We start from the raw sequence: 14,137 nt of genomic DNA on the forward strand, positions 1-14,137 counted from the left end.
ACACTGCCGCCCCAGTTCCTCCCATAATGGAGTCGGAACTGGGGCGGCAGTGTTCGTTGGTACTGCTAGCGGCTAAACCTCTTAGAGCGGCTGGCCAGCACCCGCACCAGCCGGTGGCGGGTTGTGGCCGTCGTCATCGGAGTCGGAACCGGACTCTAGGTCGGTTCCAGCGGCGGTGGAACCGCCGTCACCCGGTACATCCGGGGTGATGATATCGGACTCGCTGGTACCAGCGCTGCCGAGAATGTCCTTGTCTTCCTCAGACTCCCCCAGAGCACCGCCGTCGGCATCAACGTTACCGGCCTTGCCCTTGTTGGTGAAGGTGAACTTCGCCTTGTCGACGTCCTTGGACTCGCCATCCCAGCCTTCGACATCGATGAAGACGGTCTCGCCGAGACCAACCTCACCGTAGAGAATCTTCTCGGAGAGCTGATCCTCAATCTCGCGCTGGATGGTGCGACGCAGCGGACGGGCACCGAGCACCGGATCAAAGCCACGCTTGGCCAGCAGGTTCTTGGCGCGGTCGGAAATCTCCATGGTGATGCGCTTCTCGCCGAGCTGGTCGCTGACGCGGGCCAGCATGAGGTCGACCATCTGAACAATCTCGGCCTGGCTCAGCTGCTTGAAGACCACAATCTCGTCGATACGGTTCAGGAACTCCGGACGGAAGTGCTTCTTCAGCTCGTCGTGGACCTTGTCCTTCATCCGCTCGTACTTGCCGTCTTCATCGGCCTCGCCGACGCCCGAGAAGCCCATACCAACAGCCTTGGAAATGTCGCTGGTGCCCAGGTTCGAGGTGAAGATCAGAACCGTGTTCTTGAAGTCCACCACTCGCCCCTGCGAGTCAGTAAGACGACCGTCTTCCAGGACCTGCAGCAAGGTGTTGTAAATCTCCTTGTGGGCCTTCTCAATCTCGTCGAAAAGCACGACGGAGAACGGCTTGCGGCGCACCTTCTCGGTGAGCTGGCCGCCCTCTTCGTAGCCGACGTATCCGGGAGGAGCACCGAAGAGGCGCGAAGCGGTGAAGCGGTCGTGGAACTCACCCATGTCGATCTGAATGAGTGCGTCTTCCTCGCCAAAGAGGAACTCGGCCAGGGCCTTCGACAACTCGGTCTTACCAACACCGGACGGGCCGGCGAAGATAAACGAACCGGACGGACGCTTCGGGTCCTTCAGACCAGCGCGGGTACGACGAATAGCGCGGGAGACAGCACTGACGGCCTCTTCCTGACCGATGATGCGCTTGTGCAGCTCATCCTCCATGCGCAGCAGACGTGAGGACTCTTCCTCGGTGAGCTTGAACACCGGAATGCCAGTCCACGAAGCCAGGACCTCCGCAATCTGTTCCTCGCCAATCTCAGCGATGGTGTCGGACTCGCCCGCACGCCACTTCTTCTCGCGCTCGCGGCGCTCTTCGCCCAGCTTGCGCTCCTTGTCGCGCAGACCAGCTGCCTTCTCAAAGTCCTGCTCGTCGATGGCGGCTTCCTTCTGGCGACGCACATCGGCAATCTTGGAGTCAATCTCCTGCAGGTCGGCCGGGGCAGTCATGCGCTTGATGCGCATACGAGCACCGGCCTCATCGATCAGGTCAACAGCCTTATCCGGAAGGAAGCGGTCGTTGATGTAGCGATCCGAGAGGGTAGCTGCGGCAACCAGTGCCTTATCCGAGATGGAGACACGGTGGTGAGCCTCGTACTTATCTCGGACACCGCGCAGAATATCGATAGTGAGATCCACGCTCGGCTCCGGCACGTTCACCGGCTGGAAACGACGCTCAAGAGCGGCGTCCTTCTCGATGTGCTTACGGTACTCATCCAAAGTGGTAGCACCGATGGTCTGCAGCTCACCGCGAGCCAGCTTCGGCTTCAGAATCGAGGCCGCGTCAATTGCGCCCTCTGCAGCACCGGCACCGACCAGCGTGTGAATCTCGTCAATAAACAGGATGATGTCACCGCGCTGGTTAATCTCCTTGAGCACCTTCTTCAGACGCTCCTCGAAGTCACCGCGGTAACGGGAGCCCGCAACCAGCGAGCCCAGGTCGAGGGAGTAAAGCTGCTTATCCTTCAGCGTTTCCGGCACGCGGCCGTTGACAATGTCCAGAGCGAGACCCTCCACAACGGCGGTCTTACCGACACCCGGCTCACCAATCAGCACAGGGTTGTTCTTGGTACGGCGAGAAAGGACCTGCATAATGCGCTCGATTTCCTTCTCACGGCCAATAACCGGATCCAGCTTGCCCTCGCGTGCAGCCACGGTCAGGTTACGACCGAACTGATCGAGCACCAGCGAACCGGACTGGTGGTTGCCTTCCTGCACACGAGCGCCGGAGGTGGCGCCGACCGGGCGCTGCTCCGGAGAACCATCGGACTCATCGCCCTGGAAACCGCTGAGCAGCTGAATAACCTGCTGACGTACGCGCGGCAGGTCAGCGCCGAGCTTAACCAGGACCTGAGCAGCAACACCTTCGCCCTCACGAATCAGGCCGAGCAGCAGGTGCTCCGTACCGATGTACTTGTGACCCAGCTGCAGAGCCTCGCGCAGAGAGTACTCCAGCACCTTCTTTGCACGCGGGGTAAACGGCACGTGACCGCTCGGCGGCTGGGAGCCACGACCAATAATGTCGACCACCTCAGAGCGCACAGCGTCCAGGGAAATACCCATGGACTCCAGCGCCTTGGCAGCCACACCGTCGCCTTCACTAATCAGGCCGAGCAGGATGTGCTCCGTGCCGATGTAATTGTGATTGAGCTCGCGTGCCTCATCCTGTGCCAGGACGACAACGCGACGTGCTCGGTCCGTAAACCTCTCGAACATCACTGCCCTTTCAAGTGTCTATTTTTGCCGTAATTCAATAAAGGTTGTTTCACCTAGCTTAAACGCGACGCGACACAGATTAATCCCTATAGCCGTACGCCAGTAGCGAACAGCCTGGTCGAGAGAGGTACAACGGCAGTTTCATCCTGGAACGGACGCCTAGTTGTTCACGCAATCGTCGTGGCCATCATCCCGGTCGCCATCATCGCGATTGTCACGATCGTCATCCCATTCGTCGTCATCATCGTCGTCATCGTGGACGTCACGATCATCACCCCGGTCGTCATCATCGCGATCATTGCGATTGTCGTCCACGCTCTCGGTCGAAGTCACCGTAGTGGTCTCGACAGGTGCCGGATCGACGTCATCACTATCGCCACAAGCTGCAAGACCGAAGGCCGCACCGGTTGCGACTGCTCCGACTACGGCGACTCGGGTCGCCGAAATACGTAGGAAAGTTTGATGCTTGAGACTGGACTTCATGGGTTCCCCTAAGTCATATCGGATGGCCTCACCCTCCACTACTGCGACGAGAGCGCAGTTGGATTGGAACATCTTTCAAGAACTTTTCCTAGAGAAATTACCTCAAAACGGAGACCCTAAGTGCGGCGACAACATTTCTCGAGACAGAAAAAGCCCCGCACTTTTGAACGTACTCCCTGGTCACGCCTCAGGTCTTCACAACTATTCGTTTCTGATAAAAAAATTTTGCAAAAAGCTACACAAAAGTGACCTAGGACACTTATTCTTACTGTAAAAGAAACTAAATCGGCGGTCCTACCGATGAGGTTTCGCCTGATTAGGCCTCTCCGAAGACCGCAGGACATGAACCACGGAAGATGAGTGACTATGACATCTAATCCACAGACCTCGATTTTCAATAAGGTGCGCAAAGCTTCGCGAGCTACCTCGGACCTCGTTCTCGGACTCGCACCGGTGACGCAGGCTGGCGTCCTCGGCTCGATGGGACCTGGCGCTGCTGGAAAGGCATTGAATTCCATCTACCGTTGGGACTTCCTGCCAGCTGGTCTCCTCGGCATTGCAGCCGGCCGCGACCCGCACCACACCGCGATTATTGATGACGGCGGCTCGCTGACCTACGAAGAACTGCACGAGCGCTCCACTGCCCTGGCTCGAGCACTCCGCCACGGTGATATTCAGCAGCGCGACCGCATCGGCGTGCTGTCTCGCAACCACCGCGGTTTCATTATGGCGCTGTGTGCCCACGGTCGCCTCGGCACCGACCTGGTACTGCTCAACACCGGCGCCTCTGCCGAGCAGACTCTGGCCGTGATTCGTGAGCAGAAGATTGACTTCCTGTTCATTGATGAGGAATTCACTCACATGTTGCCGGAGGACTTCGATGAGTGCCCGGTCGCAGTGTCGTGGTTCGAAAACTACGGTGACACCTCCTGTGTTCGCGAGGGCTGGACCTCCATGCAGGAGATGCTGAAGACGGCACCGCCGGCAAAGTGGCCAACCGCCGAGCTGCCAAGCCGTCCACGCCGTGGCCGCGTTATTATTCTGACTTCCGGAACCACCGGCACGCCAAAGGGTGCCAAGCGTCCGGAGCCGCGCAGCTGGATGCCGGCATCGTCCATCATGAGCCGCATTCCGCTGCGCCAGCGTCGCCCGGCTTACCTTGCGGCTCCGCTGTTCCACACCTGGGGATTCGCAACTGCACAGCTGTGCATCGCACTGCGTTCCACCATGATCATGCGCCGCAAGTTCGATCCGGCCGACAGTCTCCGCATTATCGAGCAGCACTCTCCGCACACCATCTTCCTGGTGCCGACCATGCTGCAGCGCATGATTGAGATTCTCCCGGAGAACTACGACATCGGCGCGACATCGCTGAAGGTCATCGCATCCTGTGGCTCGGCCATTCCGGAGGGAATTGTCACTAAGACCCTCGAGCGTTTCGGGCCGGTTCTCTACAACCAGTACGGCTCCACCGAGGTCAGCTGGGCAACTATTGCTACCCCGGATGAGCTCAAGGCAAACCCGACCACGGCAGGTCGCGCACCGCTGGGCACTCGTGTCCAGATTCTCGACGAAGACGGCAACCGCGTTGCCGACGGCGAGACCGGTCGAATCTTCGTGGGCAACAACATGTTGTACGAGGGCTACACCCGCCCCGGCGCGGACAAGCAGGTCATTGACGGCATGGTCTGTACCGGTGACCTGGGTCGCATGGAAAATGGCCTGCTCTACATCTCCGGTCGCGAGGACGACATGATTGTCTCCGGTGGCGAGAACGTCTTCCCACGTCAGACCGAAGATGCACTCAGCCAGCTCGAGGGTGTCCGCGAGTGCGCAGTCGCAGGTGTTCCGGATGAGCGCTTCGGTCAGGCCCTGGTCGCCTGGGTTGTCCGCGACGACTCCCCTGAGGGCCGTGCCCTGACTAATGAGCAGATTCGCACATATGTCAAGCAGCACCTCAGCCGATTCGCCGTGCCGCGCGAGACCGTGTTCCTCGATGAACTGCCACGCAATGCAGTCGGCAAGGTGGTTCCTCGCCACCTGCCGAAACCGTGGGAGAATGCCGCCGAGGAGAAGGTGGCTTAGGGCGCAGGGACCGTCGTAAAGCGAACGGCAGACACGAAAAGGACGCGGTAAAAACTTCCATTGTGGAAGTTACCGCGTCCTTTTTGCGTGTCCTAGGAAGAACTAGAGCTGATTAGCCAGCGTTCAAAACACCGTAGTCCGTGACAGGCTCACGGAAAATCTCTTCGCCGTCCTGGGTCACGGTTACCGCATTCGGAGTGACGGTATACGTGTAGCCACCATTTTTCGCGACAGCACGGTTCCCGGAGAAACTATCTACTGTGTACGCATCCGGGGTATCCGAAATCTCACCGAAGTCACCAATGTAATGGCGCTGCTGGCGGTTATTGGAATTCTCACAAATCACGGCCTTACCCGAAGAAGTCTCCGCCAACACACGCGCGTAATACCCACCCGAGCAGCGGGCGGTACTGCCAACCCAACCTTTGGCATCGATATCATCGCGATTCATACCGAACGCGCGAAGACCAAAATTTCCCCGCTGCGTAGTGGTAGGAGCGCTGCTCTCCGGCTGCTTCGTCGTTTCCGGCTCGACGGTCTGGGTATAGGTTTCCGTGTACGTCTCCACCGGCGCCGGGGACGCAGTGCTTGACGACGAGTCCCCTGCCGCAACCGTATCGGGAGACTGCGGGGAATGATCGGAGGAATTATTCAGGTAGTACGCGCCACCGATACCGGCGACCGCTGCAAGTGCGACACCGACGATGCCCAAAACCACGTACAGACCGTTGTTGCTCTTCTGCTCAGGTACCGGAGCCTGCTGATAAGCCGGATATTGCTGGGGTGAACCTCCCTGGTTCGGCCCCTGCGACTGGTACTGGTACTGAGGCTGGTACTGGCCTTGAGCCCCACCCTGCGGCTGCTCCCAGGCAGATGTTGCATAACCGTCCTGCTCCCAATCCTGCGGGGAGGACGAACGCGGGTTGTACTGGTCGGTCATCGCTAAATTCCTTATTACTTCAGAGCCACACTTGTACTCGGCCAATAACGTGGCGGCTTGCGACTTCGCCCACAGCGGAACTTGCCACTACGTATTTTCCATTAACACTATGCGTTGCCCAGCGTACCCTGCTAGAAGCTAGCACTAGCTCAGAGCGGCACTTTGTTCTTGAAGAAATTGACGTAGTTCCGATCGGAGATCTTTCCCAGCATAAACTCTGGCTCCAACCCGAACATCGACCAACGAGTCTTCGTTGACCAGGCCAGCGACTGCGGTGTTGTGGTGCGGTGGTAGCTGATCTGGTAACCGTCAGTGTGGACTCGAATCTGCGTGTATCCACCCGGATAGCCAAGTGCAGCACCCCGCTCACAGAAGTCCGTATCCCCATAGTCAGCGATACCACGACGGCTGCGGTGCGTATGACCAGCGAACACACCTTTGGCACCCGGCGTGGCAGCCAGGATCTCCTGGAAAATCTTGGCCTGCTGAGCCTCGACCATGAATGCCTCACCACCGAAATGCGAACGCACCGCATCCTGAGTAAACGGGTGGTGCGCAAACAAAATTGTCGGACGCTCTGGATCCTCTGCTAGTTCAGCACGCAATGCACGCATCTGGCGCTCATTAATACGCCCACCTGCATAACCAAATTCGGCAGTATCAACACCGATGAGACGCACTTCGCCGACGCGAGTCGACCAGTGCTGCTGCGTCGGCACAAGACGCTGGCTGAAGTAATCTGGAACCGCGGTCTTGCCCTTGCGGATTCCGCGTCCCCGGAAACCATTGATATTGGGCAGTCCGGGCGGGTGCACATCGTGATTACCACGGGTGACAAACCAGTTTTTCCCAAACTCACCGAAAGTATCCAAAACCCTGATGAGCTCGTCATACTCCTCAGGACGGTTGCTATCCGTGCAATCGCCATTGACGACGAGAGTGTCTAACCCGGCAGCCTTTACCGTGTCCACCAGACCCTGCAATTGCATAGAGGCGAAAGGCTGCTCTCCCGGATCGGAGGAAAGACCGAGGTTGCCAATGCGAATGCCGTCATGATTGGGCTTACCAATGTGTGTGTCATTCGTCAGCGCGAACGTCGCCAAATGTGCACCCGCCAACGCTGGCAGAGTACTTACGACGCCTGTCTTCTCCGGCGCCGTCTTGCTCATGGTGATATTCAGCGACGGGACCGCGCGGCAGTTGTGGGACCAGCACTCAAAGCGGTATTCCCGTCCCGGCTCCAGCCCATCAATGACCACATGGTGGTAGCCCGACTCTGAGTACCCCTCGTGCACGAGCTCTAGCTGCGTTGAATCCGCTGGAGCAAGCAGCACCCGCTCATCCGAAGGAACGGTCGGCTTAATAAAGCCATACGCTGTCTGCACTCCCGGAGCATATGTTGCCCATGTAAATGCCACTGACGTATCTGTAACAGTAATGACCTCCAAGTCGCTAGCCAGTACCTGCCACGACTTGGAATCCGACTGGGTAAGCCCCAGCCCCGACGTGACGTACTCCAGGCCGTACGCTCCCGAGGTTTTCGCGACGGCCATTGAACTTGCAGCAAGAGTTGCAACAGAGAGGTAGGCCCGGCGGGAAATGCTCATGGCCAATAAGCCTAGAACCTAAAGATGAAAAATAGATGAACTCTTCCTCTAATCTCGGAAAAATAGGAGCACAACAACAAAAGACACACGACTAAAACAGCGCAAAAATAAAACACCGCCCTACCAGGTCATGGAAGGACGGTGTTTTAAGAAATGTGGCTTGAGCATCTAAGTGAACTTTTATCGGCTCACCAGTATGTAGATTGCTCTGAAGCTGTAATTACTTCAGTTCCTTGGAGGACAGCCCCAGGGTGCGGCGAGCAACAACTAGCTGCTGAATCTGCTGGGTGCCTTCGAAGATATCCAGGATCTTGACGTCGCGGGACCACTTCTCCAGCAGGTTACGCTCGGAGTAACCGAAGGTGCCTGCCAGCTGAACGGCACGCAAGCAGATCTCAGTGCCTGCGCGGCCGGCCTTGGCCTTACACTCAGAAGCCTCCAGGGTGTTCGGCTGCTTGTTGTCAGCCATCCACGCAGCGCGCAGAGCCAGGAGGTACGCAGCCTCCCAATCGGACTCCAGCTTCAGGTACTCAGCTGCAGCAGCGCTCTGGGTGTGTGCCGGTGCATCGTAGTCAATCTCGATGCCGGCCTCTTCCAGAATGCGACGCAGCTCTTCCAGCGAAGCACGGGAGACACCGATGGCCATACCGGCAACCAGCGGACGAGTGTTGTCGAAGGTCGCCATTGCGCCGGCGAAGGACTTCTTAACATCAATGTCCGGGGAACCCAGCAGATTCTCCTTCGGGACGCGGACGTTGTCCAGGCGGAGCACTGCAGTATCCGAGGAACGAATACCCAGCTTCTCTTCCAGGCGCTCCACGGTGAAGCCCGGGGTGCCCTTCTTCACCAGGAAGGACTTGATGGCAGCGCGGCCCTTGGACTTGTCCAGGGTCGCCCACACAACGACGGAATCGGAACGCTCACCAGCAGTAACGAAGATCTTCTCACCGTTGATGACGTACTCGTCACCATCGAGCTTGGCAGTGGTGGAAACAGCGGAGGAGTCAGAACCGAAGGACGGCTCGGTAATTGCCATGGAAGCCCAGGTCTTACCGAAAGCCTCCAGCTGCTCATCAGTAGCAACAGCTGCGATAGCTGCGTTACCCAGACCCTGGTACGGCAGGGACAGGGTCAGACCCACGTCACCCCAGCAGGTCTCAATAACGTTGAGCAGCGAAGCCATGTTGCCACCGTTTTTTACACCGGTACGCTTCTTTTTCTTGTCATCGCCACGTCCGCCGGAAGCACCGGAGAAGCCGCGGCCACCATCTGCCATGCCGTCCATCATGGAGGCAAGGGTGTCGAGTTCCTTCGGGTACTCGTGCTCAGCGAGATCGTACTTACGGGAAATCGGTCGGAAGATCTCAGCGGCGGCCTGATGCGACTGGGACGCGCCCGCCTTGAGGAACTTCGGCAGTTCGAGGTTAATCATTTTCTTTCCTCTTAATTCTTTTCGGCTGAAGTATCTAGCGGTTTACAGAACGACGATGCCTTCGGCGACACCAATTGCGCGGAGGTCACGGTACCAACGCTCAACCGGGTGCTCCTTGGTGAAGCCGTGTCCACCGAGCAGCTGCACACCGTCGGAACCAATCTTCATGCCCTTTTCCGTGGCGAAAGTCTTAGCCAGAGCTGCCTCGCGAGCGAAGCCGCGACCCTGGTCAGCGCGGGAAGCACCGCGGAGGGTGATCATACGGAGACCATCGAGCTCAATCTTGATGTCGGCGACCATGAATGCCACTGCCTGGCGGTGGGAAATCGGCTCGCCGAATGCCTGACGCTCGTTGACGTAAGGAATGACGTAGTCGAGAACTGCCTGAGAAGTACCCATTGCAAGCGCGGCCCAGCCGAGGCGGGAACGACGCAGAATGTCGAGGTATGCCTCTTCACGATTCTCAGCAGAGGTGCTAGCACCGCCGAGAATGTTCTCAGCCGGAACCTTGACATCCTTCAGAATGACACGGCCCATTGCGGCACCGCGCAGACCCATGGACGGATCAGCCTCAACGTGGAGGCCCTCAGTGTCGGACTCAACGATAACCAGAGCTGGCTTACCCTCGAGCTCAACACCGATGATGAACAGCTCAGCTGCGCCGGCGTTCGGAACAAAGGACTTCACACCGTTGAGTACCAGCGAATCGCCTTCGCGCTTCGCGGTGGTTTCAGGCTTGCGCGCGTCGAAAAGCGGACGCGGCTCTGCGAGAACAACAGCGGCAGCCGGGACGTTCTCGCCAGCGAATGCCGGCAGGTAGGTCTTCTGCTGCGAGTCAGAGCCGTGAGCGGTCAGGGTGGCAGCGACACCGGCCGGAGCCAGCACAGCCAGAGCCAGACCCATGTCTCCGTAGGACAGAGCCTCTGCGACCAGCGCGTTGGTGGTGACGTCCTCACCCGTAGCGATGCCCTCGAAAGCCTCCGGGACGTTGATCATGGTGACGCCCAGCTCAGAAGCCTCAGAGACGAGGTTCTCCGGCGGAGTTGCCTCGTGGTCGGACTTGTAAGCAGCCTCGCGCAGACGAGACTCAGCGAACTCCTTCACCGTCTCGACGATCATTTGCTGATCCTCGGTCGGGGTGAGGTCGAAGAGCTTCTTTGCCTTCTCCTCGGCTGCGGCCTCCTGTGCAGCCTGGGCTTCCTCAGCCGGACGCTCCGGCTTACCGGAACCGGAAATCTTCTTAAACTGACGATTCGCGGCACCAAGGGTCTTGAAACCGGACTTGGTGGACTGGTACACCACGCGGTCGATCTTTGGCTGAAGGTCGTACTTCTGGGCGAAGTCCGAACCAGTAATCGACGTGATGAACCGCATTGCCGCTCCGATAGCGTCGCGACCAGGGTTATTGCGGCCGACAGTCGAATCTTCGCGGTTCTTCTTCTCGCTCATGTGATCATGGCCTTTCGAGTCAGAACTATTACTGGCATAACAATAAATGAATCACGTGACCGTTGTCACAGGAATTGAAAAAACATTGCCAAGTAACAGAAAACTTTCAGGTTTCTAACTTGTCAGGCGATAACACGGTTAACAACGTAGTTGCGATCAGCGAGCTCACCAAGCAGCGCCTCAGGCTCGAAGCCGTACATCGCCCAACGGGCACGCGCAGTCCATGCAAGCGCATCTTCGCTGCTCAAACGATGGAAATTAACCTGGTAACCACCGGAATAGACATGCAGCAGCGTGTAGCCACCGGGGTATGCCTTGCACGCGCCGGTCTCCAAATAATCAACGCCGGCACCAGAATCACCGCGAGTACGCTTTGCACGGTGGGTGTGACCTGCTCCCGCGAAGAATACACCCGGAGCGTCGTTAAGCAGCTGCTGCAAACGTCGTGCATCAGCGCTATTGAGAATGAATATGGGGCCGGCAGCATTTGTCCAGCCAGCCTCGGAAGTAATTGGGTGATGAGCCAGCACAACCGTCGGCTTATTGGGGTCACGCTGCAATTCCCGCTCCAGTGCATCGAACTGTTCCGGACTAATTTCGCCGCCGGACTCATCCAACTTCGATGAATCCAGACCGATGACGCGGACCGGCCCCTGCTGAGTGACCCACAGTTCCTGTCGCGGACGCCCCAGTAGGACTCCGAAGGGATCGCGATGATCTTCGGTGCCCTCCAAAACCGGGAATTCGTCGTAGCCAGCAGACGGATCGGCATCTGGCTTATGCGGACGATCGTGATTTCCGCGGGTGACAAACCACTGCTGCCCCTGAGCGCCAAAAGTATTCATAATCTCGGCAAATCGACGTACCTCCGCCGGACGTGCTTCCGACGTGGCATCACCGTTGATAAAAACCTTTTCAATACCCATCCCCCGAAGCTCAGCGAGGGCAGCCGTCAACATGACCTCGGGGTACGGTGCGGCACCGGCTTCAGGGAAAATAGGCGCAGGCAAATTGCCGACAACAATACCGTGCCCGTTTTCGCCGATATGCGTGTCGTTGAGGATGGCAATCGTGGTCTGATACTCCCCTTCCGGAGCGAACAGCGTCGTGAACCGTCCAGTTTGTTCAGGCGTATTGGGGAGGTTTCGGGTAATCAATCCCGGCTCGGCGACCAGCCCATTCGATCGACATTCGAAACGGTACGTGGTTCCAGGCCGCAGCTTATCGACGGTCACAAAGTGGTAGCCAACCTGCGCCTCGTCCTTATGCACCACGGGCAGCTCGCCGCCCTCATCAGCGTCGACTGGCACGAGCGCAACTTCAGTGTCGGCCGGTGCCAGCGGGGCCAGCTTCCCCCACGCTGGATGTGGGCCTGCATACGTCGCCCACGAAAATGTCACCGACGTATCGGTCATAGTCACGACTTCCAGGTCCGTTACCACAAGACCGCTGGTCAAACCTGTGAATGGAAACGGCGCCTGGTTCGGAGCCGCCGATGCAACTGCTCGCGTCCCGACGCTATTGACGGCCACCTCTACGGCACCCGCACTCGCTACTGCTCCCGCTACTGCTCCCAAGCGCAATATGGATCGCCGATTAATTCTCTTATTTCCATTTACCGAAGTCATGGGTGAAGAAATTACGGGATAAAAATAATCCCGGTGATAACACCGGGATAACTACACATGAATTCGGCGGCCAGCCGTGGTTTTCCGGCTGGCCGCTGCAGACTACATGCTAAAAAGAAACGTCGCTTACGCTTCCGGCTTCACAATCGGGAACAGCACGGTTTCGCGAATACCGAGACCGGTCAAGGCCATCAGCAGGCGGTCAATGCCCATACCCACACCGGTCGTCGGCGGCATGCCCTGTTCCATTGCGTGCAGGAAGTCCTCATCCAAAACCATGGCCTCGTCGTCGCCACCGGCGGCCAAACGTGCCTGGTCCTCGAAGCGCTCACGCTGGACAACCGGGTCAACCAGCTCGGAGTAGCCGGTAGCCAGCTCGAAGCCACGGACGTAAAGATCCCACTTCTCGGTCACACCCGGCTTGGAGCGGTGCTGACGAGTCAGCGGAGAGGTCTCGACCGGGAAGTCGCGGACGAAAATAGGACCGTCGAGCTGATCTTCACAGAGCAGCTCCCAGATTTCCTCGACCAGCTTGCCGTGGCCCCAGCCGCCCTTCTCCGGAACCTCAAGTCCAATCACGTCGGCGATTGCTTTTAGCTCCTCGACGGTCGAATCGATGGTGACTTCCGGCTGACCAGGGAACTTGCGAGCAAGTGCCTCGTTCAGCGAAGGGTACATCTCAATCTGCTTCCACTCGCCGCCGAAGTCGAACTCCGTGCCGTCGGCAAGCGTAACGGTCGTCGAACCGAAGACCGCGACGCAGATTTCCTGAATGACCTCGCGGACGGTGCGGGCGGAGTCATCGTAGGTGCCGAAGGCCTCGTAGTACTCCAGCATCGCGAACTCCGGGCTGTGCGAGGAGTCGATGCCCTCGTTACGGAAGTTACGGTTGATCTCAAAGACTCGCTCCATACCGCCGACGACGCAGCGCTTGAGGAAAAGCTCCGGCGCGATGCGCAGGTAGAGATCGATGTCCAAAGCGTTGGAATGAGTCACGAATGGACGTGCAGCTGCACCGCCGTGCAGCGTCTGCAGCATCGGGGTTTCGACCTCGAGGAAACCGCGACGTTCAAGGGCGTGGCGCAGCTCGCGGATGACCTTGATGCGAGTCAGTGCGTTAGTACGAGCCTGCTCACGCATAATCAGGTCCGTGTAACGGTGACGCACACGGCTGTCCTCGGACAGATCAGCGAACGACACCGGCAATGGACGCAGAGCCTTCGAGGCCATCTGCCACTTGGTAGCCATTACGGACAACTCGCCGCGGCGCGAAGAAATTACGCGGCCAGTAATGAGGACGAAGTCGCCCATATCTACGTCCGACTTCCAAGCAGCCAGGGCGTCCTCGCCGACCTCAGCCTTGGAAAGCATGGCCTGCAGGGTCGTGCCGTCGCCCTCCTGCAGAGCGGCAAAGCAGAGCTTGCCGGTATTACGGATAAACATGACACGACCAATGACGGTCACGACATCCTGAGTCTCCTCGCCGGCCTCGAGGTGGCCCCACTCTTCGCGGACATCCTTGAGAGAGTGAGTACGGGGAACCTCGACCGGGTACGGCTGAATTCCAGCCTCGAGCAGGCGGTCACGCTTCTCGCGGCGAATGCGCAGCTGCTCAGGAACGGTGGCGGTGTTTTCAGGGGTCTTCTTCGCGTCAGTCACGGCTATAAAGGTTAGCCGACTACACCGCCGACCTGCTACT

General features: G+C 58.4%; 9 protein-coding genes. 1 reads left to right on the forward strand and 8 read right to left on the reverse strand.

Annotated elements, in window-relative coordinates:
- Positions 1-81 precede the first annotated feature (81 nt).
- Both HMPREF3042_RS03540 and HMPREF3042_RS10845 read right to left on the reverse strand, forming a co-directional pair.
- Positions 82-2,814: an ATP-dependent Clp protease ATP-binding subunit gene (locus HMPREF3042_RS03540; protein ID WP_070856086.1), complete on the reverse strand. Its 2,733-nt coding sequence runs from the start codon at positions 2,812-2,814 to the stop codon at positions 82-84.
- 159 nt (positions 2,815-2,973) lie between these two features.
- Positions 2,974-3,297 (reverse strand): hypothetical protein, encoded by a 324-nt coding sequence (locus tag HMPREF3042_RS10845; RefSeq protein WP_168168124.1) that lies wholly within the window; start codon positions 3,295-3,297, stop codon positions 2,974-2,976.
- A 366-nt stretch (positions 3,298-3,663) separates the two neighbouring features.
- On the opposite strand from HMPREF3042_RS10845, the gene HMPREF3042_RS03550 reads away from it, so the two are divergent.
- Positions 3,664-5,382, forward strand: coding sequence for an AMP-binding protein (locus HMPREF3042_RS03550; RefSeq protein WP_070856088.1), 1,719 nt, complete (start codon positions 3,664-3,666; stop codon positions 5,380-5,382).
- Positions 5,383-5,494: 112 nt separating this feature from the next.
- Here the strand turns inward: HMPREF3042_RS03550 and HMPREF3042_RS03555 are convergent, their stop codons facing one another.
- The 6 genes from HMPREF3042_RS03555 to lysS form a co-directional block, all read right to left on the reverse strand.
- Positions 5,495-6,322: a hypothetical protein gene (locus tag HMPREF3042_RS03555; protein WP_070439715.1), complete on the reverse strand. Its 828-nt coding sequence runs from the start codon at positions 6,320-6,322 to the stop codon at positions 5,495-5,497.
- A 149-nt stretch (positions 6,323-6,471) separates the two neighbouring features.
- Positions 6,472-7,929 carry a purple acid phosphatase family protein gene (locus tag HMPREF3042_RS03560; RefSeq protein WP_070856089.1) on the reverse strand — a complete coding sequence of 486 codons (1,458 nt, stop codon included), beginning with the start codon at positions 7,927-7,929 and terminating at the stop codon, positions 6,472-6,474.
- A 220-nt stretch (positions 7,930-8,149) separates the two neighbouring features.
- Positions 8,150-9,361: an acyl-CoA dehydrogenase family protein gene (locus HMPREF3042_RS03565; protein ID WP_038626631.1), complete on the reverse strand. Its 1,212-nt coding sequence runs from the start codon at positions 9,359-9,361 to the stop codon at positions 8,150-8,152.
- 42 nt (positions 9,362-9,403) lie between these two features.
- Complete coding sequence (locus HMPREF3042_RS03570) at positions 9,404-10,810, reverse strand: acyl-CoA dehydrogenase family protein (protein WP_070767243.1); 1,407 nt, start codon at positions 10,808-10,810, stop codon at positions 9,404-9,406.
- Positions 10,811-10,932: 122 nt separating this feature from the next.
- Positions 10,933-12,438: a purple acid phosphatase family protein gene (locus HMPREF3042_RS03575; protein WP_070856090.1), complete on the reverse strand. Its 1,506-nt coding sequence runs from the start codon at positions 12,436-12,438 to the stop codon at positions 10,933-10,935.
- A gap of 126 nt (positions 12,439-12,564) precedes the next feature.
- Entirely contained in the window at positions 12,565-14,097 is a 1,533-nt protein-coding gene (lysS, locus tag HMPREF3042_RS03580; RefSeq protein ID WP_038626637.1) for a lysine--tRNA ligase, read from the reverse strand.
- Positions 14,098-14,137 lie beyond the last annotated feature (40 nt).

It is taken from the genome of Corynebacterium sp. HMSC074C05 (assembly GCF_001838325.1).
Classification (GTDB): Bacteria; Actinomycetota; Actinomycetes; order Mycobacteriales; family Mycobacteriaceae; genus Corynebacterium; species Corynebacterium amycolatum.